At 70.9% G+C, this 19,304-nt stretch carries 15 protein-coding genes; 6 read left to right on the forward strand and 9 right to left on the reverse strand.

Going from position 1 to position 19,304, the window contains the following annotated elements:
• Nucleotides 1–287: 287 nt before the first annotated feature.
• The 4 genes from ACZ6C1_RS28860 to ACZ6C1_RS28875 form a co-directional block, all read right to left on the reverse strand.
• Nucleotides 288–1,394, reverse strand: a complete 1,107-nt coding sequence (locus ACZ6C1_RS28860) for a hypothetical protein (protein ID WP_469244711.1) — start codon at nt 1,392–1,394, stop codon at nt 288–290.
• Between the two features lie 147 nt (nt 1,395–1,541).
• A complete protein-coding gene (locus ACZ6C1_RS28865; RefSeq protein WP_469244713.1) occupies nt 1,542–2,171 on the reverse strand; it encodes an RICIN domain-containing protein in 630 nt (209 codons plus the stop codon).
• A gap of 33 nt (nt 2,172–2,204) precedes the next feature.
• Nucleotides 2,205–2,867, reverse strand: coding sequence for an RICIN domain-containing protein (locus ACZ6C1_RS28870; RefSeq protein WP_469244715.1), 663 nt, complete (start codon nt 2,865–2,867; stop codon nt 2,205–2,207).
• A 52-nt stretch (nt 2,868–2,919) separates the two neighbouring features.
• Nucleotides 2,920–4,443 carry an AbfB domain-containing protein gene (locus ACZ6C1_RS28875; protein ID WP_469244717.1) on the reverse strand — a complete coding sequence of 508 codons (1,524 nt, stop codon included), beginning with the start codon at nt 4,441–4,443 and terminating at the stop codon, nt 2,920–2,922.
• 1,237 nt (nt 4,444–5,680) lie between these two features.
• Here ACZ6C1_RS28875 and ACZ6C1_RS28880 point away from each other — a divergent pair.
• Nucleotides 5,681–6,166: a hypothetical protein gene (locus ACZ6C1_RS28880; RefSeq protein ID WP_469244719.1), complete on the forward strand. Its 486-nt coding sequence runs from the start codon at nt 5,681–5,683 to the stop codon at nt 6,164–6,166.
• Nucleotides 6,167–6,310: 144 nt separating this feature from the next.
• On the opposite strand, the gene ACZ6C1_RS28885 is transcribed toward ACZ6C1_RS28880, so the two are convergent.
• From ACZ6C1_RS28885 to ACZ6C1_RS28895, 3 genes are all read right to left on the reverse strand, one after another.
• Nucleotides 6,311–6,952, reverse strand: a complete 642-nt coding sequence (locus ACZ6C1_RS28885; protein WP_469244721.1) for an alpha/beta fold hydrolase — start codon at nt 6,950–6,952, stop codon at nt 6,311–6,313.
• Nucleotides 6,837–9,263 (reverse strand): tetratricopeptide repeat protein, encoded by a 2,427-nt coding sequence (locus ACZ6C1_RS28890; RefSeq protein WP_469244723.1) that lies wholly within the window; start codon nt 9,261–9,263, stop codon nt 6,837–6,839. The genes ACZ6C1_RS28885 and ACZ6C1_RS28890 overlap by 116 nt, the downstream gene beginning before the upstream one ends.
• A 540-nt stretch (nt 9,264–9,803) precedes the next feature.
• The gene (locus ACZ6C1_RS28895; protein WP_469244724.1) at nt 9,804–10,226 is read right to left on the reverse strand and encodes a trypco2 family protein; all 423 of its coding nucleotides are present in this window, start codon (nt 10,224–10,226) and stop codon (nt 9,804–9,806) included.
• A 609-nt stretch (nt 10,227–10,835) separates the two neighbouring features.
• On the opposite strand from ACZ6C1_RS28895, the gene ACZ6C1_RS28900 reads away from it, so the two are divergent.
• On the forward strand, nt 10,836–11,567 hold the full coding sequence (locus tag ACZ6C1_RS28900) for a hypothetical protein (protein WP_469244726.1): 732 nt from the start codon (nt 10,836–10,838) through the stop codon (nt 11,565–11,567).
• A 53-nt stretch (nt 11,568–11,620) separates the two neighbouring features.
• Here the strand turns inward: ACZ6C1_RS28900 and ACZ6C1_RS28905 are convergent, their stop codons facing one another.
• Nucleotides 11,621–12,685 (reverse strand): methyltransferase, encoded by a 1,065-nt coding sequence (locus ACZ6C1_RS28905; protein ID WP_469244728.1) that lies wholly within the window; start codon nt 12,683–12,685, stop codon nt 11,621–11,623.
• A gap of 87 nt (nt 12,686–12,772) precedes the next feature.
• Nucleotides 12,773–13,600, reverse strand: coding sequence for a helix-turn-helix transcriptional regulator (locus ACZ6C1_RS28910; protein ID WP_469244730.1), 828 nt, complete (start codon nt 13,598–13,600; stop codon nt 12,773–12,775).
• Between the two features lie 785 nt (nt 13,601–14,385).
• Between ACZ6C1_RS28910 and ACZ6C1_RS28915 the strand changes: the two genes are divergently transcribed.
• The 4 genes from ACZ6C1_RS28915 to ACZ6C1_RS28930 all read left to right on the forward strand — a co-directional run bounded on the left by ACZ6C1_RS28915 (nt 14,386) and on the right by ACZ6C1_RS28930 (nt 19,281).
• Nucleotides 14,386–14,604 carry a hypothetical protein gene (locus tag ACZ6C1_RS28915; protein ID WP_469244732.1) on the forward strand — a complete coding sequence of 73 codons (219 nt, stop codon included), beginning with the start codon at nt 14,386–14,388 and terminating at the stop codon, nt 14,602–14,604.
• Between the two features lie 282 nt (nt 14,605–14,886).
• Nucleotides 14,887–15,438, forward strand: a complete 552-nt coding sequence (locus ACZ6C1_RS28920; protein ID WP_469244734.1) for a lipase family protein — start codon at nt 14,887–14,889, stop codon at nt 15,436–15,438.
• 581 nt (nt 15,439–16,019) lie between these two features.
• Nucleotides 16,020–16,652 carry a class I SAM-dependent methyltransferase gene (locus tag ACZ6C1_RS28925; protein WP_469244736.1) on the forward strand — a complete coding sequence of 211 codons (633 nt, stop codon included), beginning with the start codon at nt 16,020–16,022 and terminating at the stop codon, nt 16,650–16,652.
• A 1,030-nt stretch (nt 16,653–17,682) separates the two neighbouring features.
• Nucleotides 17,683–19,281 (forward strand): serine/threonine-protein kinase, encoded by a 1,599-nt coding sequence (locus tag ACZ6C1_RS28930; RefSeq protein WP_469244738.1) that lies wholly within the window; start codon nt 17,683–17,685, stop codon nt 19,279–19,281.
• Nucleotides 19,282–19,304 lie beyond the last annotated feature (23 nt).

Raw genomic sequence — 19,304 nt, forward strand, 5'->3', positions numbered from 1 at the left:
CTGAAGACCCGGGTTATGCCGGGCGCGTTACGGGTTCAGCCCTTGAGGCCCCGGTCATGCCGGGCGCGTTACGGGTTCAGGCCCTGGAGGCCCTGGTTCCGCCGGGGACGTTCCGGTTTCAGCCCCGGCAGGCCAGGTCACGCCGGGCATGTACCGGGTTCAGCCCTGCAGGCCCTGGGCCCGCCGGGCGTGGACCGGTTTCAGCCCCGGCAGGCCGGCCCTGGGCCCGCCGGGCATGTACCGGGTTCAGCCCTGCAGGCCCTGGGCCCGCCGGGCGTGGACCGGGTTCAGCCGCGGCTGCGGCTCTCGCCGTCCTGGGCGCGGTCGAACATGGCCTTCCAGAACGCCGCCGCCTCGTCCGCCGCGGCACGCTCCCCGGCCCAGGCGGCCTCGTGGTCGTCGGCGGTGCCGGAGATCGCCTGCCAGAGGCGCTCGGCGGACTCCCGGGACAGCTGGGCGACGTTCCGCCAGTTCTCCGCCTGGGCGGCGGCCGCGGCCTGCTCGGCCTGCCAGGCCCGCTGAGCGGCGTCGGCGTGCTCCGACACCGCCTGCCAGGCGCGTTCGGCCTCGGCGCGGGCGCCTGCGGCGTCCGCCGCGTCGGCCACGGCCGCCTCGGCCGCCGTGGCCTTCGCGATCAGGCGGGTCAGCGTGTGGTGACGCACGGCCTCCGCGTCGGCCACCCGGGTCCGGTACGCCGCCAGGTCCAGCGCGGCCCCGGTGGCCCAGCCGTAGCCGAAGAACTCCGCCACGTCGGCGTCGGTGGCCCCCGGGCGCAGCGCCCACTGGGCCGCGACCCGCACCTGCTCGCCCGGGTCCCGCACGCCGAGGCCGCGGACGAAGTCCCGGTCGGCGGCGGCGACGTCCGTCCGCTGCTGCTCGTCGGCCTCCCGCGCGGCGCGGTCACGGCGCTGCGCCTCGGCGTATCCGGACGCGACGAAGGCCGCCTGCTCGGCGGCGCCGCCCTTCAGCGCCCGTGTCGCGGCCGCCCGCACCTGGGGGGAGAACTCCACCGTGTGCGTGGCGATCACCCGCTCGCAGAACGCCCTGTTGCGGGCGCGGGTGTCCCGTGCCCGCTGCTTCGCGGCGTCGAAGCCGCCGCCGGGAGCGAGCCACTCGACGACTGCCTGGTCGCCCCGGGAACTGCGCAACGCGTTCCACGCCGAGGTCCGCACCTCGGCGGCCGGGTGGGTCTTCGCCATCGACGTGACCCGCTTGCGGGCCTCCTCGACGGCCGCGGCCAGCTCCGGCGACAGTGCCTGCTGCTGCGGCGGGTCGGCCGGTACGGCGGTGACGGTGGACGCCACCTGCGGCGGTGCGGCGGGCGGGGCGGTCTCCGCCCACGCCGGTAGGCCGCCCGCGAGGGCGATCGCGCCGACCAGCGCGCCGACGGTCACCGCTCGCGCGCATCTCGACTGACGACTCAATTCAAAGCCCCCCTCGGGAATGAAATACGGTTCACAACCGCCGGGGCGGGACCGTGCGTACGGCCCCGCCCCTCCGCGGCGTTCAACGGGCGCGCCCGCGCGCGCCGGCCGGCCGGCTCACGCGACCGGCCGGACCTGCCACAGCTGGGCGTCGGTGCGGTTGCAGGTGTAGAGCTGGGCGTCGACGGCGTTGTCCTGCTTGCCGCTGGGAATGTCGACGCACATGCCCTCGGCGTGCGCGGGCTGGAGCTCGTACAGCTTGCGCACGGGGTCGACCAGCATCATCCGCCAGCGCTGGTGCTCCCCCTGGCCGCACGTGAACTGCTGGACGGCCGCGCCGGCCTTGACACTCTGCTGCTGGATTTCGAGGCACTTGCCGCTCTTGACGGAACGCAGCTCGAAGGTTCCGCCGGTCTTGGCGACGGCGGTCCACTTCTGTGCGTCAGTGCTGTTGCAGGTGTACTGCTGGGCGTTGATGCCGTCCGTGGTCTTGCCGCCCTCGATCTCGAGGCACTTGCCGCTGTGTGCGGCAGTGAGGGTGACCACCTGCTGCGGCATCGCGGCGCGGGCCACGGCCTCCTGCCGCGCCGCCGCGGCGAGTATCGCCGCCTCGCGGGCCGCTTCGGCGGCGGTCGCCGCGGCGGTGCGCTTGTCGGTGTCGCCGTCGGCCTGGACGGCGGTGGCCGTGCCGGCGAGGACGGCAATGGCCGCGCCCGCGGTCAAGGCTGCCCGGATGATCCGAGACATGTGGGGATCCGTTTCTCTCGCGCGTTAGGGGGATCAGGCGGCCGTGACAGGCTGGATGCGCCACTGCTGGGCGGGCGTGCCGTTGCAGGCCCACAGCCGCGCGGTCGCCCCGTCCGTCTTGCTCGCGGACTCGATGTCCAGGCAGAGGTTCGCGCCCACGGCCGTGTGGGCGGGCTTCAGCTCGTACAGTTCCTTGGCGATGTCGACCATGACCAGGCGCCAGCGCTGGTTCTGTGCCCCCACGCACCACCACTGCTGGACGGCCGTGCCGGTCTTGGTGCCGGAGGCTTCCGCGTCGAGGCACTTGCCGCTGTGCCCGAAGCGCAGCTCGAAGGTTCCGGCACCGGTGGGCACCATGTCGAAGCGCTGGTTCTCGGCGTCGTCGGCGCACGCCGACTGGACGGTGTTGACGCCGTTGCGGAGGCTGGCGCCGGGGACGGTGAGGCACTGGTCGCTGTGCGCGACCCTGAGCTGTACGGCCGAGGGGGCCGGGGCCGCGGCGGCCTTGACGGCGTCGGCGCCCACGGTCGCCGTGGACACCGTGGTGGCGTTGGACACCGTGCCGGCCGTGGACACCGTGCCGGCGGTGGAGGTCGACGGGGTACGCGCCTCGTCGGCGACGGCGACGGTCACGCCGCCGGCGAGCGCGGCGACACCGGCCGCGACGGCCAGGGCGGATCGGACGATCCGGGACATGGGTGCTTCCGTTCTTCTCAGGTCTGAAGGGAGGGGCTCGGCGGGCGGGCGGTCAGCGCGCGAGCGGGGTGACGATCTTCCAGGAGGCGTCCTGGGCGAAGTCCTTCTCGACGTCGAAGCGGTTCTTGGCGGTCTTGTTGGCCACGAACAGATCGCCGTAGTACTCGCGGAGGAAGCGGCCGGGCTGACCGGCGGACTCGAAGGACGTACCGGAGCCGCTCAGCCCCTTCTTGGCGCACCAGGTGGCGTCCTTGCGGAACTGCGCGCTGTTGTCGCTCGCGGCCATCCTGACCCGGAGGTCCTTGTGCGTGAGGTAGTGGCCGAGCTTGCGGGAGGACTCGAACGAGTAGCAGCCCGGCTGTCCGTTGAGCGCGGGGACGACGACCCAGGTGGCGTCCTCCCGGTCGGCCTGCTTGGACGCGGCCGACAGGGGGGCGATGAACGCCTCCCCGGCGTCGGGCGTCGACTGCCGGACGTAGAAGCCCGCCGGCTTGCCGCTCGCCGGCTGGAAGGACTGGCGCTTCGCCCGGTACTGGCTGTCCTCCCTCAGGAACTGGGCGACGGCCTCGTCGGTGCCGGCCAGGGCCTTCTTCGCGGTGGCGACCAGGTGGGGATGGACGCCGGTCTTCTCGGCGGCGGCCTGGATCTGGAGCGCGAGCCGGCGGTTGGCTTCGGCGATCTGCTTGCGGCGCGCCTCGTCGTCCTTCTTGTACGCCTCTTCGGCGCCGGTGTGGATGAACTGCTTCCACACGGCCGGGTCGGGGCTGAGGACCGCGCGCTGCGCCGCCGCGTAGAGCTCGCTGCCCTTGGCGTCGGCAGGCGCGGTGCGGAGCAGTTCGCGGATGAAGTTGTCGTCGCTGAGGGCGAGCATGGCCTCGGAGGGCGTGATGCGGAAGAGCGCGGCCGCGTTGGTGCGCGCGGCGAGCTCCTTGCGGCGCTCGGCCTCCGCGCGGTCCCTCTCCTCCAGCTCCTTGAGCTCGTTGGCCACGTCGCGCTGGTGGGCCTCCCGGACGCCGTTGGCGATGAACTCCTGCCAGGCGGCCGGTTCTCCGGCGAGGGCCGTCGCGGCGGCGGCACGGACCTCGGGGCCGGCGGCCTCGTGCCGCATCACGGCGCGGATGAAGTTGTCGTCGCTCAGGTCGAGCAGGTCCGGGCTGTTCGGGATGCCGACCGCGATCAGCGCCTGGGACTTCGCGAGCCGGGCGGCGCGCGCGGCGTCGGCCTTGTCCTTCTCGCGCTGCTTGTCGACGGCGTACGCCTCGTGGATGCCGGTGACGATGAACTGCACGTGGGCGTCGGCCGATTCGCTCATCATGGCGGCCTCGGCGGCCTGCCGGACCGCGTCGAAGGTCTCACCGCCGTCGCGGGCCTTCTGCCAGATGGCGTGGATGAAGTCGTGGTCGCTGAGCAGCAGTACGTCCGGGCTCGGGTCGAGGCGCACCACGGCCGCGGCGTCCACCCGCTGCGTGTCGGTGGTGCCGATCCCGGCTGCCGCGGCCGGTGCGGCCGGCGGGGCGGCGACAGCGGCCTGCGGCGCGGCCACGGCGGTGACGGAGGCGAGCGCGGTTGCGGTCACGATTCCGCGCGTGACGGCTCTCCGCACGCGGGCGGAGTTCGGGTTGCTGTTCTTCATTCTGCTTTCGGTCCCCCTGCTAGGTCCCGCACGCGGTTCCCGACGCGTGCCAGGTGGTCGGGGCGCAGTCTTGGAGATCACTCAGGGGGAGTCAAAGTGGAATTGACAGCTCCTGTCCGATCAGTCGCCGGTATAGCCGTTTAATGCATTACTTGACGTCAATCTTTGACTCAAAGGCGACTTGCGCCGACTGGTTGGGAACTCGTGAGTAACGTGGAATGTCGGGTTCCATGTGGTGAGTGACCAAGGAGTACGACATCGCACCGCACCCGTGGCATGCTCCCGGCCCAGACGGCACACGGCTCGTTCGCCCCGGGCGTCCGGCCGGATCGCGTCGGTCCGCATCGGTGAGGATCATGTGAGGAAAAAATGTGGGCCGGTACACATCAACGACGCGGCCTCCCTGGTGACGTATCATCCGGCCCCTCCACACCGTGGTCGTGCGATCGGCCGAGGACACACCACCCGCCGCCGAGCCGGTCCGGCCGCCGCCCGCCGGCCACCTGAGAATGCCGCTCCGCCGCATACCATCGCCGCCTCTGTGCGGCCGGTGGCCCTTCCCCCGGTGACGGCCGCGCCACCGCCGTAACTGCCGCGCCGCCGTGTCGCCACCGTCGTTGCGGCGTCTTCCGCACCGTTTCGAGCAGGGTGAAGCGGACTTCGTGGAAGTCCCGGCGGCCTTGCGGGCACTCGGCGTCTCACGGCGTACGGCTCGGCGGCAGGTCGCCGGCTCCCGCACGGCATCACCTGCCAGGCGGACCGGTCGGGTCCGGGGTGATGACAAAACGGCGCGGGCGGAAGCTCCCGCGCTGACCGGTTGCGACGCTGGTGCCGGAGGCGGTCCGGGGCAGACCGGGATGCCTTGGGGCTCGCGTGTGCAGAGATTTCCGGATGCCGTTACTCAGTCTCGCGATGTCATACCCCAGGTCAGCCGCAGCTCGGAACTGTCACCGCGTGCACGTGCCGGGGCCGTTCGCGTCGCGATGCGACTGGGGATTCGCGGACGCTTCGGACAGCGGGCCGACATGGTCTGTTGTGTGCCACCCCGGCGCGTCCCGTCGTCCGGCCGCGACGGCGCGGCAGGAGCGGAAGCGACAGGAGTGGTCCGGTGCGCATGGCCGCAAACCTGCGCCCGTTCACTGACACAAGATGTCAGGGGACCGGTCCTAGCGTCTGCGACATGACGAACAACGACTTCGCGTTCTTCACCGGCACCTACGACGTCGTCAATCGGTGGCGCAAGGACTTCCTCGACCCGACCGAGGGGGACGACCGTTGGGAGGAGTTCCCCGGCATCACGCGTGCCTCCTGTCACTTCGACGGCGCCGCCAGCTTCGACGAGATCGAGTTCCTCACCAAGGGCTTCTCCGGGCTGACCCTGCGGTTGTTCAATCCGGCGACCGCACAGTGGTCGCTGTACTGGGTGAGCAAGCGCACCGGCACACTCTTCCCACCCGTCACCGGCAGCTTCGGCCCCGACGGCACCGGTGTCTTCCACGGCGACGACGAGCACGACGGCCGCAAGGTCCTCGCGCGCTTCCTATGGTCCGGCATCACGACCGACCACGCCCACTGGGAGCAGGCGTTCTCGCTCGACGACGGGCAGACATGGATCACCAACTGGCACATGGACTTCACCCGGCACGCAGCCACGGACCGCGCGTAACGGCGCCGACGACCCCTTCGGAACCCGTTTCACCGTCGGGACGGCCCGCTTGAACGCCGTCGTCGTCGCGGCCGTCAACGAGTGTCTGTGATCAGCGCAGTTGATACAACGCCGGCAAGGTGTCCGCAAGCATGGAACCGCGGTTCACGCGCCGGCTATGTCGAGGAGGATCCGCGCCAGTTCGCGTGGCTGGGAGAACATCGGCCAGTGGCCGGTGTCCATCTCGATCAGCCGCCAGCGCTCGCCGGCCAGCAGCTTGGCCACATCGTCGCTCGGCTCGGGGTCACCGAGCGTGCACTTGATGTAAGTCGCCGGGAGGTCACCGAGCGGCCTTTCCAGCACGGCGGGTTCGGTCAGCGTGGCACCCGGGTGCGGCGTCGAACCGCCCATGATCCGGGCGATCTGCTCATCGGTGAGATCGTGGCCCTCGAAGTGGGCCGCGGGCGCGACCGGCCAGAATCCTCCGTTCTCGGCGATCGATGCCCTCACCCTCGCCCCGCCGTCCGGCCACGCGGAGACGAACGGTTCACCGTCGGCCGGAACGCTGGAGTCGAGGAAGACCAGGTGAGCTAGCCGGTCACCGATCCGCCCGGCGGCCTGACCGCTCGGAATACCCGAGTAGCTGTGACCTACCAGGACAACTTCACGCAGGTCCTGGCGCTCGACCTCATCAATGATGTCCTGGACGTGGGTCTGTTGCCCCGCGGGCACGCCTTGCTTCTCGGCGAGACCGGACAACGTCAGCGGGTGGATGCCATGGCCGGTCGCACGCAGATACGGCACCACATCGGCCCACGCCCACGATCCGAGTCGCGCACCCGCAATGAGCACAAAGTTCGCCATGGCCGCACCGTAGTGGAGCGGCCCGACGACCGCTCCGGAAATACTTCGATGCACGCCCTAGGTGCTCAAGGGGAAGCCGCGGCCAAGTCCAGTCATGAGAACCAGTCAACCTGGAGTCCTCCCTGCCGCAGCCACCGCTCGCCAGTCGCAGGGCGTACCCCAGGTTGGTCAGTGCGCTGCCTTCACTGTGGTGGTCGCCGGTGTCGTGAAAGATCTCCACTGCGGCGGTGAGGGCTTCGACGGTGTCTTCCCACCGCCGCACTTCCCACAGAACCAGCCCCAGGTTGTTCAGTGCCTTGCCTTCACTATGGCGGTCACCGATGTCGCGGAAGATGCCCGCCGCAGTGGCATGGACGTCGATGGCTTCATCGAATCGCCCCACTTTGTCCAGGACAGCCCCCTGATTGGTCAAGGCAATGCCTTCGCCTCGACGGTCGCCGGAGTCGCGGAAGATGCCTGCGGCTGTGGTGTGGGCGGCGATGGCCTCGTCGAAGCGGCGCACCTGCGACAGGACCAGCCCGAAGTTGGTCAGTGCCTTGCCCTCGCCATGACGGTCGCCGCAGTCGCGCATGATGTTCACAGCCGCAGTGTGGGCGGCAATGGCCTCGTCGAAGCGGCGCACCTCGGTCAGGGTCAGCCCCAGGTTCGTCAGTGTCCCGCCTTCGCTGCGGCGGTCGCCGGTGTCCCGGTGGATGCCCAAAGCTGCTGTCTTGAGGGTGATTGCGTCTTCGAAGTGGCGACGGTGGTCGAGGAAGCGGTTGAGGACCGAGGCCAGGACGGTGCATGCGCCGGCGTCGGCGGCCGCAGCGGCAAGGAGGTTGGGGCGTTCGGTGTCCAGCCAGTCCAGGGCCGTGGCGCGGTCGGGGAAGCGGTCGGAGACCGGCAGGCCGGCCACGGTCTCCAGGTGGGTGTCTGCTGCGGCGGCGAGGGTGGCGTAGTGCTCCAGCAGACGGGCCAGCGCGGCGGCGCGTTGGCCGGTGTCGGCATGTACGCGGCCGTGGTCGTCGGCGAACACGCGGACGAGATCATGCATGGACCAGCGGTCTTGACGTCTTGGATCGGGGTGCAGCAGGTGGGCTCGGGCCAGAGCGTGCAACAGGCGTTCAGAGCCCGGGTGTGGGAGCAAGGCGGCAGCCGCGTCGGTGGAGAAGTCGGGGCCGGGAGCTGAGGCGAGCAGGCGAAACGCCTGGGCCTGGTCGGCGTTCAGGTGCTGGTAGGACAGTTCGAAGGTGACCCGGACAGCCAGTGGTCGGCCTTCATCGTCCTTGTCGTCGCAGGCAAGGGCGTCCAAGCGGGTGCGGACGTCCTCCAGAGCCTTGACCTGGGCGGCCACGGACCGAGTGCGTACGTCGCTCAACAAGGCGGCTGTGATGTGCAGGGCCAGGGGAAGGTGGCCGCACAAGGCAGCCAGGCGCAGGGCGTCCTCGCGCTGGGTGGCGATGCGGTCATCGTCGGCTCGGACTGCGCGCAGGGCGCGCTCCAGCAGATCAAGCGAGTACGAGGCTTCGAGGGCCTCGAGGGTGATGCGGCGGACACCGCGCAGCGCGGACATGGTCTGCCGGGAGGTGATCAGGGCTCGGTGCGGGGAGCCCGGCAGCAAGGAGCGCACCTGGTCGGCGGTGCGCGCGTTGTCCAGCACCACCAGAAGCGGGCGGCCTTGGCGAGCCAGGTCGTTGACGACTATCCGCCAGGCGTCCAGCTTTTCCTCCGCGCCGGCGGGCAGGTCCTCGGCCTTGACACCCAGCGCGCGCAGAAAGCGGTCGGCCACCGCCGGCGGGCCGACTTCAGGGTCGGTGCTGTAGCCGCGCAGGTCCGCGAAGAGCACCCCGCCGGGAAACCGCCCGTCCTGAGAAGCCTGGTGGGCGGCGTGCAGGGCCAACGCGGTCTTGCCGACCCCGCCCATCCCGGCCACCGCCGACACCACCGCCGACACCACCACCGGCCCCGCCTCCGGGCCGGACTCCGCCTCGGGGTGCGGGTCGGGGTTCAACCACGCCAGTACCTGTTGGAGCGGTCCGTGCCGTCCGACCAGGTCGGCAGGGCCTGCGGGCAGCATTACGGGGCCGGCGCTCTCAGCCGGCGGACGGCCCGACATGACCGCGTTCTGCGCCATGACTTCTTCCAGCGCGCTGGTGGTGCCGGGATGACCGTGCCGAGTGATGAGGTCGGCGAAGTCGGTCTGGTCAAGGGCTTCCTGGATGGGGACGGCGTGCAGACGGCGCCAGCCCATGGTCCGGTTGTCCTCGACCGCCACACCGACCAGTCGGCGTGACAGAAGATGGCCGAGCCTGAGGCGCCCGCCCACGGCCGTTCTCCGCCACCTCCGGGCGCCGGCCAGACAGGGCAGTCCAGCACCCAGCCCGACGACGACGTCGAAACCGCCGGTAGCTCACCGCGCAGGTATTCACACTGAGCCACGCTCCCGGCGTCAGCCGCGAAGGCTGGGAAGCCGGCACCCTCGAACGGCACGGGGACAACGCCGCCAGGGCGGCCCCACCGCACCGGTCCCGTACTGATCACCACCGGTTCATCCAGCCACAGCAGCGCCACGTCGACGGTCTCCGAGGGCCCGGAGGCCTTCTGCGGGTCGGGCCAGCACACGCGCGCTGACCGCTGAACCAGGTCGGTCCCGTAGCGGGGGTGCCCCACCTCCACCTCAACGCGCCCGGCCCACCGTTCGTGAGGACGCACGACATGCAGCGCTGTCAAAACCAGATGAGGACCGACCAGGTACCCGGAGCCCGAACCGTGCGGTGCCCCCGTGCGTACCAAGGCAAGACGTTGTGGATCCATCTCACGCCTCCCAAGGCCGCGGCTGAGCGCTCCCCTGCGAGGCATCCGATCCGCCGTCGGCCGACTCGGCCTGGGGCTGTTGCCCCGGCCCGTCGTTGCCTGGGGTGTCGAGGCCTCCGGCACTACGGCGAATCAGGGGCCGCTGCCCGCCCAGGGCCTCGTCCCGGACCTGCAGCGTGAGCGTCAGCATCTGGCGCCGGGTGCTGCCCGACACGCTGCCGGCCTCGCCACCGACCTTGGCTCCCGGCAGGCCGACTTCTACCTTGACACCGCCGTTGGCGTCCCGCCGGAACTCCACCTCCAGCGACAGCTCCGCCTGCTCCACCTCGAACCGGAATTGCTGGTCGCTCCCCACGGCCTGCGCCGCATACAGCTCCCGCCGCAACTCTCCGAGCACCTCGGAAAGCGATATCCCCATGTCCATGATCCCCCCGGTCTTTGTACGCCCGGCTCAGACGGTCTCCCCGCGTCCGATCGCAGTTTTTCCTGTACGTCCCGCTCCCCGCAGCGTTCTGCAAACCCGCGCCCCTGGACGACGTAGGGAGGGCGCTACATCCGCTGCTCAGTGGGTCGCGGCCTCGTCGGACCTGGCGGCGGAGCCGCGGCGGGGGACCGGGGGGGTGTCCCGCCGGAGTCCCAGGCGAACGGGGAGGTCGCTGGGCCGGACGGGAGGAGGAAGTAAGTGGCTCCGGGGGCGCGGCCGGCCGGGTCCGGGTGGCTCTGGCCGCGGCGACCGGGCCCGGTACGAGCCCGCGTCCCACCTGTCGCCAGTCGCGCCGGCGGGGCCGCAAGGGGCGCTGCCGGGTTGCCGACCTCACCCCACCCCACCTCACCTCACCGGCCGTCGAGGGTTGTCGGTCGTCGGCTAACGGTCGCCATTCGCCGACTCGTTGCCGTCGACCCCTGCGCCGTCCCGGTGCGGCCTTCCTGCCGACCGAGTAGACCGACCGTGTGCCCCCGCTGTGACAGTCCACTGGTAAAGTCCGAACCTTCGGTCGGTGGAAGCCGGCTGGAGTCCTCCGAGGGGTTTCCCTTGACCTCCGTCACCACCTCCCCGGCCGACCGTCTCGAAGCGGCCCTCGACCGCATACGCGTGACCTTCGCGGGGATGACCGCCCGAGCCGACGAGAACCAGTGCGACTGCCACTGGGGCAGCCAGGAAGAGCTCGAGCTGCTCCGGACACCAGATGTGCCGCTCGAACCCGATTTGCTGTACCGCACCTGGTCAGCGCCGGACTGGCGCGACCACGGGGCGGTGATGGGCCGCATTCTTCCCCAGTTCGCCGAAGCCCTGGCCGCGGGGGAGTGCACCCATGCAGGGCAGGCCGGGCGATCGCTGGCACTGGCGAAGTGGCGCACATGGCCACAGGCGGCGGTCATCCGCGAATTTCTCGAGGCTTGGTGGGCATGGACCCTGGAACAGGATGAGCCACCGCTCCCGGCGGACGACGTCTTCGAGGTGTGCGTCCTCGCGGCCGGCTCGGTCACCCCCTGGCTGGCCGAATGGGCGCGGCGAACAGGCCCCGTCCCCGACCGGCACCTTCTCGACGCCGCGTCGGCGTGGGTCGACGACCTGGAGAGGGACGAGTACCCCTCGTACGACCTGCACTGGGACGACGACGAGATGGCGCTCGTACAGGAACTGAGTGCCTGGCTCGCCCGCCACGCCGCGGCCCGGCTGGCCGCGCGCGGGGCGGAGCGGGAACTGGTGGACCGGCTGACGATGCTCGCTGTGCCGTTCGAGTGGCGTTGGACCACGCCCTAGGAACGGCCCGGGCGAGACGGTGCCTCAGGGGCCTGCCGGCACGCGGCCTGCCGTCAGCCGGCCACCGCCTCGATGAGGGAGAACGGTGTGGCCTCCGTGAGCGGAGTGACCGAGGCGAGGGACAGTCCCGCGCGTCGGCACACTTCCTCGAAGTCCTTGCGGGTGCGCTCTCTGCCGCCCAGGTTCACCATCATGTTGAGGTCGCTCAAATAGGTGACCCCGCCGTCGATGACGTCGGCTTTCGCACTGATGTCGACGACTTCCGGAAGCACGGGCTCCACGATCAGGACGAGACCGCCAGGTGGCAGCACCTCGCGGCAGTGGCTGAGGATCGTGACCGCCTGGTCGTCCGTCCAGTCGTGCAGAACGCTCTTCATCAGATAGAGATCCGAGCCCTCCGGGACCGAACGGAAGAAGTCCCCGGCGATCAGGGAGCAGCGCCCCTCCACCCCGTGCCGTTCCATCGTCTTCGGAGCCTCGGCCAGACCCTCCGCCGTGTCGAAGACCACACCGGTGAGGCCCGGGTGCGCGGCCAGCACGGCGGCCAGAAGGGTCCCGTCGCCCCCACCGACGTCCGTGACCGTGGTGAACCGGCCGAAGTCGAAGGCGCACGGCAGCGCGGCGGCGGTCTCCGAGACGGCTTGGCTCATCGCCACATTGAACGCCTCCGACAACTGGGGGTGCTGGGCGAGGTGGCTGAAGAAGTCCGTGCCGAAGACGGTGTCGAACGCGACCTCGCCGGTGCGGACACTGCCGTCCAGGTGCTCCCAGGCGCGTACTATCGCCGGCTCGGTGAACATCCCCACGAACGACGCGAGCGAGTCGGGGCGGCCGGGGTCGAGGAGTGCGCCCGCAGGTGTCACCGAGAAGGAATCGGGGGCGTGTTCCCGCAGCAGGCCGAGACCGGCCAGGGCGCGCAGCAGCCGCGTCATGGGCTGGGGTTCGGCACCGGCGTCGACGGCCACATCGGCGGCCCGGCGTGGCGTATCGCCCACCAGCTCCAGCACCCTCAATCGGACCGCTGCACGCAGGGTTTGCGCGGCCATGCTCCCGAACGCGAGCCGGACGATCAGATCGCGGTCAGCCATGCCTGCTGCTCGGACATCGGTGTTCACCACAGGTGGTTTCCTTCCTTCGTAGGGTGGTACGTGCACGAACCGGCGTGGGCACGCGTGCGTAGCCGGTCTCCTTGATGCGGGCACGGGTCAGCCGGTGGACGGAGCCCTGCCGGCCAGAGCGCCCGGCGTGCACCCGGCGAGGGCCAGTACGTCGCGATGGAGATGGGGCTGGTCGGCGTACCCGCACGCCAGGGCGACGTCGCTGGCGCTCTCGCCCGCGCGGAGTGCTCGGGCAGCGTGGTCGAAGCGGACCAGCATGGCAGCACGCTTGGGGGTGAGGCCGATCTGGGCACTGAACCTGGACCACAGCCGCTTGCGGCTCCATCCGCAGGAAGCGGCGAGGTCCCCGACCCGTATCCTGCCTCGACGGGCCACGATGGCGTCCCAGGCGGCGGCGACCTCGGGCGACATCGACGGTGCTCCCGCAGCCCGCTTCGTCAGGAACTCGTCTGTCAGCGCGAGGCGTTCCTGCCACGTCGTGGCGTCGGTCAACTGCTCGCGGAGGAGTCGCTCGGACCGCCCCCACAGGTCCTCGAGACCGGTGACAGATCCGTCCAGTTCGTGCGGGGACACGCCCAGCAGCGCATAGGCGGCCCGGGGTGACAAGCACACTTCGACGCACTCGACGCGCTCGCCACGGATGCGGGCCGGGCCGGGCGACAACGAGGCAACAAGGCTCCTCATGGGCTGGTGCCCCGTGGCAGTCTCCATCGTGAGCGGATTTCCCCCGAGCCCGATGACGACGATCACGGCCGGCTGGGGGAGCACCCGCATATCAAGCCCGGCGGCGAGGCGATCACGGAATCCGGCCATCCGGACGCCGTCGAGGGATGTGCCGCCGAGAGGGTGGGCTACCTCCCAGCCCTTCTCGGCATCGCGGTCCAAGGGGTTGGTCCCCACTTCGTGTCTGCGCATGCCTCTACCGTCGCCGACTTCGATCGCCTTGTCTTGTACGAAAGTTCCCTGGGGGCGGGCCGTCCAGCGCATCGGACCGTCTTCGCGGGGCGGTGCTTGGTGCGTGCTGGTGAGCGATGGTCCGATGCAGGCCCGGGCGCCGCGGCACAGGCATGATCCGCCGGACAAGACCTTCGGACCGGCCGGTCCGAATGCCCTCGGAGGCGGACGGACCGCCTTGACCTGCCGGGCCACGACCGGTCCGACGCACCGGTGCGCGTGCCGGTGCCCGCACGCGCGCATCACAGCTGCAGTGCGCCGCACCCACGCGGAGGCGGCCGCGAGGACCAGGGCAAGGGAGGCGGAACCCACAGGCGGCCCGGGATCTCTCGCAGATCTGATGTGTCGTCACCGGTAGTTGGTGTACAGCAGGCCCAATCCGGCGTGCGGTGGTGTCACCGGGATCGCACCGCATGAGCTTCCGCACCCTTCCAACCAGTGGTTTACCGCGGAAAGTTCGGGATGTCACTGAAAGGCGCCATAGCGTTTTTGTGTGGCGCCCCGGGAGGTGGCCGCATCTCGAGTGGAAGAGGAGTGCATGTTCCAGGTCAAGAGGACCCGCCTCATAGCACTGACCGGCGCGGGCCTCGCCGTGGCGGCGACGGTGCCGACCGGGGCGGCCGTCGTGGCTCCGCGACGGCAGCGTCTCCCAAGTGCCGTACGTACAGGTCGGCGCCTTGGTCAACACCGATGGCACGGTCCTGCACTCCACGTGGTGAGAGCGGTCACCGCCTCGATCGAGCCATGTGTACCGCGTCGAGGCCGACAACCGTGATGTCGATCTGTCCCGGGTGATCGTCATCGCCACTCCCCGCGACACCCCCGGTTCGACGCTCCGGGCCATTCCGGGCACCCGTACGAGCGGCAAGGGCGTCACCGTCGGAACGTACAGCCACTCCGGCGGCGGCAATCCCAACGCGTTCCACAACGCGTTCCACAACGCGTTCCACAACGCGGTGCACTGACCCGCACCAGGCGACCCGTGCGGCCCCATGGCACAACAACAGGGGCCGCGCCCCCACGACTGCGTGAGTGTTCTGTTCCCGCTTCCCTGACCGAGGAGCCCTCATGGCTTGTCGTCGCGCCCTGGGCGGGCGTGCTGTGGCAGCGTTCACCGCCGCGGCCTCCGCCGTGCTCGCCTTCGGACCATCGCCGTCACCGGCACCGTACTGAATCCCCCGGACATCCCCTCACGGCCGGCGCCCCACCATCGCCTTCGCCCCCGGCACCCAAGGCCTGGCGGACAAGTGCGCCCCCTCGCCGTCGTCGGCGCACCGCCCGCAGACCTGAACAAGGTGGCCGACAGCATGGACGGCTCGGCCTACGGGGCGTTCTTCAACTACATCCTGTCCGGCCTTGCCACCGCGTACGGCATCGACATCGATCCGTACCTGAACGCCCACGGCAAGCGCGTGACGAACGACCTGTGGGACAACCTGTGCACCACACAGGCCCTCGCCAAGTACCCCTTCCTGCACTCACGTTTCCTGACGGTGGACGGGCGCCCCCTGACCGAGCGCCTGGGGCGCGCCCCGTGGGCCACGATCGTGGCGGAACAGCAGCTCGGCAGGCGCAAGCCCGCGGTTCCCGTCCTGCTCTCCCACGGTGCCCTGGACGATGTCGTCCCCCAGCAGGTCGGCAAGAACCTGGCCGCCGAATGGTGCAGCCGGGACGCGACGGTGAAGTTCGCCGGCAACCTCGTCCCGGGGCACATCGCAGTGACCGAAGCCACCAGCACCGAGGGCCTGCCCTGGCTCGTGGACCGCTTCGCCGACAGGAGCGCACCAAGCACCTGCTGACCCTGGCGGTGCCCTCCGAGCCCACCCCACCCCCCGGGGGTGAGGAACCGCTGTGGCTCCGGTCCCGCGCGCCCACAGAGCCAGGCCCCCGCGGCCTTGGCCTCGGCCGACTTCAGCGCGCCACAGGGGCTGCGTCGCGGCGGGCGCCTGCCCCCAGCCCCGGGGACTGGCACTGGTGCCGCTGGAATCTCTCCCCAGCAGATCGCGGGCGGCCAGAGCGGACCGGGGCATGGCCTCCCTGTGACTGCCCGGCGGGTGCGGGTGCGTTCGATTGGGCCGGGGTGCAGGCCGGCGGACCGGGGACACCCGCCTGTGCGGGAACCCGGGACGACGTCCATATTTTCGTGTCTTCCGCCAAGCCTGACGGTCAACCAGGTTGGGAGAGACTGCCAGCCACAGGCGGCGAACCGTCCCGATCGCGGGCGGCCGGAGCCGGTGACATGGTGAAACACGCGGGGAGGACGACGCGATGAGCGCGCAGCAACAGTATGACGAGATCGGTGAGGCGTACGAGGGGTTCAAGGCCCTGCCTCTGGAGCAGTACGCGGTGGTGCCCAGCTTCCTGGTCCCTGGTCGGGGACGTGAGCGGCAAGTCGGTCCTCGACCTGGCCTCCGGCACCGGTTTCTACAGCCGGGAGTTCAAGCGACGGGGCGCCACGGACGTGCTCGGAATCGACATCTCCGGCGAGATGGTCGCCGTGGCGCAGAAGCTGGAGGAGCACGACCCGCTGGGCGTGCGTTACGAGGTCGGCGACGTGTCCACGCTGCGGGCCTTCGAGCAGCCCTTCGACGTGGGCCTGGCGGTCCAGCTGCTCAGCTACGCACCGGACATCGCCACTACTGAGCTGATGTGCCGCAACATCCACCAAAGCCTGAAGCCCGGCGCCGAGTTGTTCCTGCTCAACCAGTCGCCGGACTTCCGCTTCGACGGGCCGTCTCCGGAGAAGTACGGTTTCCGCAGCGAGCTCACCGGCGAGGAGGCCGAGACCGGACCGCAGGTCCGCACCACGGCTCTGCTCGACCCACCCGTCTCGTTCATCGCCAACCGTCCGCGCCGTGAGGTCTACGAGCGCTGCCTGAAGGCGGCCGGATTCAGCGAGCTGACCTGGGTCCCGGTGGAGGTGTCCCAGGCCGGCGTACGTGAGTTCGGCGAGGACCACTGGGCGGACCTCCACGCCAACCCCCCGCTGGAAATGCTGCGCTGCCGCGCCTGACGACCCACCGGACCTTCCGGCGACCCGGCTTCCGATGCATCCGTACCGGGGCCGGTCGCCAGGTCGCCGGTTCCGGGAGCGCCGTCGGGACAGACGCGGCTCGTGGGAGAAACCTTGCGGTGTCCCGCCTCACCCACTGGCCGGGGCTCCCTCGCAGGATCGCGACGGCAGCGGTGCCGGCGGCTTCGAGCACCCCTCGGCGCCACGCTGCCTGAGCGGTGGACGGGCATCGCCCCTGAGCTCACCAGGCACGTCGCCGCCGTCGGCTTCGATCCGGTCGTCGGCCGGCCCACCGCATGCCTGAAGCAGTCAGCCCGGGCGACGAAACCCACTCGGAACACACCCGGGTCACCGCGGTCGCCAACAAGGCGGCGGGCCGGGCTGTCGCGCGTGCCCTGCGGATCCTCCCCCCGGCGCCGTGCCGGTCTCCGAGCCGGCCGACGCCGCACCGAACCCGGGCCCGGGCCCGCCCCCGCCGGACCGGTGAAGCCCGGGCGGACGGCGTGCGAGGGGACCGCTGTGCCCTCCAGGCACACCGCGAGGTCGCACCGCCGTCCCGGGCCGGTCCACCTGACCGATTGCGGAGGCGGTGGAGCGGCAGAGCCGCACGATGCGCGGTCGCAGTCGCGGCGCCGTCCCCGAGCAGGAGCCCTTCCGGTTGTTGCGCCGGCCCCGACTGAGCGGGACCGCGTACAGCTCCGCACATAGGCATGCAACGCGGCTGGAGCGGTGGCATCAGTTCGCCGTCGGGCCGAGGGGCAGGGCAAGCGCCGGTCGGCAACGCCGACGGCGGTAGAACGTGGCCGTCAGGCGGTCGGCGGTAGAACGTGGCCGTCAGGCGGCCGGCGGTTGACCGAAGGACGCCGCCTGGTCGGCGGGCTGGTCCAGTCGGTGCCGATGGCGCGGCTGGGTCCGATGCCTCGTGGGGTGACGGAGGGGCTCCCGGGTCAGCGCGGTCCATTCATTCCGTTTAGGCTGCCGTCCCGGGCCGGCCCGTCGGCCGGTAGGGGATCAGGGGGACGACAGTCCGATGAGCAGCACCACCGAGGTGTTTCAGCCGCTCCAGGCGGATGACCCACCCGTCGTGGCCGGTTACCGCCTCGCGGCCCGGCTCGGCGCGGGGGGCATGGGCCGGGTGTACCTGTCGCACACCCAGGGCGGCCGCCCGGTGGCGATCAAGGTGGTACGGCCGGAACTGGCCGACGACCCGGCCTTCCGGCGGCGGTTCGGCCGGGAGGTGGAGGCCGCCCGCCGCGTCAGGGGCGCCTACACCGCGGAACTCGTCGACGCCGACACCGACGGCGTACCCCCTTGGCTCGCCACGGTGTACGTGCCCGGGCCCTCCCTCACGGAGGCCGTCGCCCGCAGTGGCCCACTGCCGGTGTCCGCCGTGTTGTGGCTGATGGCAGGCGTGGCCGAGGCGCTCCAGGCGATCCACGCCGCGGGAATCGTGCACCGGGACCTCAAGCCGTCCAATGTGCTGCTGGCCGCCGACGGTCCGCGCGTGATCGACTTCGGCATCTCGATCGCCGCCGACCTCTCCTCGCACACCGCCACCGGTACCACCGTCGGTACACCCCACTTCATGGCCCCCGAGCAGGCGACCGCCGGTGCGATCACCCCGGCGACCGACGTCTTCGCACTGGCCCAGACGGCGGCCTTCGCGGCGCTGGGTGAACCGCTGTACGGGGACGGCATCGCGCCCGTCGTGCTGTACCGGATCGTGCACGAGGAACCCGACCTGTCCCGGCTGCCCGAGCCGCTGCGGCCGCTGATCGCCCGGTGCCTGGCGCTTGATCCAGGAGCGCGTCCCACGCCGGCGGAGGTTGTCGAGTGGTGCCGGCGGCAACTGGACACCGAGGCCGACGCGAGCACCGGGCCGGCCGTGTGGCGCGAGATCACGGGACCCGAGGCGACCGTTCCCGACCCGGTACGCACCCCCGTGGCTCCGTCGACCGCGGCCGCGACGCGGATGCTGAAGCCCGCCCGGCGGCGTGTGCCGGGACGGCGTACCGTGCTGATCACGGCCGCGGCCGTGACGGCGGGCACTCTGGTGCTCACCGGACTGACATGGCTCGCCGGAGACCGGTTCGGCCTCGGCGAGCGGGCCGCGGACACGCCCGCTTCGACACCCGGCGCGACGAAGTCCGCACGGTCCACGGCGCCGCCGTCAGGCCCCCTGCCGGCCGCAGGTGGCTCCCCCCGGGGGTCGCAGCCCGCCCCGAACACGTCCCCGGCGCCGGGAGCCGTCGTGGAGTCCCCCGTGTGGCTGAACGAGAAGAACTCCCTGAGTCTCACCAAGCCGATGCTGCGCGAGGACCGCACGGGCGACATCCGCCTCGACTGCGAGGACGACGTCGACTGCGCGCTGCAGAGTGACACCAGCGTGTTCGTGCAGCTGTTCAACGGAAAGGCTGCCTCCCTCGACACCTGCCGTCACCTCCTCAGCGGCGCCACCGGCTCCGCATACCGCACCTGGTCGCTCGCGGCGGCGGACGTCGGCACCCAGCTCTGCGTCAAGAACGCCTCCGGCGACATCGCGGTCCTCGCGATCCAGGTCAAGCAGACGGCCCTACGAGAAGCCGCCTTCCTGCAACTGGGCATGAGCGTCTGGAGGAAGGCGGCCTGAGGCCTGCGCCAGACGCACCTGTC

Source organism: Streptomyces sp. NPDC041796, from assembly GCF_055590785.1.

Bases quoted from the DNA above. Each gene is read 5' to 3' on its own strand.
- ACZ6C1_RS28930 (WP_469244738.1), top strand. From the start codon at position 17,683: ATGAGCAGCACCACCGAGGTGTTTCAGCCGCTCCAGGCGGATGACCCA.
- ACZ6C1_RS28865 (WP_469244713.1), bottom strand. From the start codon at position 2,171: ATGTCTCGGATCATCCGGGCAGCCTTGACCGCGGGCGCGGCCATTGCC.
- ACZ6C1_RS28880 (WP_469244719.1), top strand. From the start codon at position 5,681: ATGACGAACAACGACTTCGCGTTCTTCACCGGCACCTACGACGTCGTC.
- ACZ6C1_RS28895 (WP_469244724.1), bottom strand. From the start codon at position 10,226: ATGGACATGGGGATATCGCTTTCCGAGGTGCTCGGAGAGTTGCGGCGG.
- ACZ6C1_RS28870 (WP_469244715.1), bottom strand. From the start codon at position 2,867: ATGTCCCGGATCGTCCGATCCGCCCTGGCCGTCGCGGCCGGTGTCGCC.
- ACZ6C1_RS28910 (WP_469244730.1), bottom strand. From the start codon at position 13,600: ATGCGCAGACACGAAGTGGGGACCAACCCCTTGGACCGCGATGCCGAG.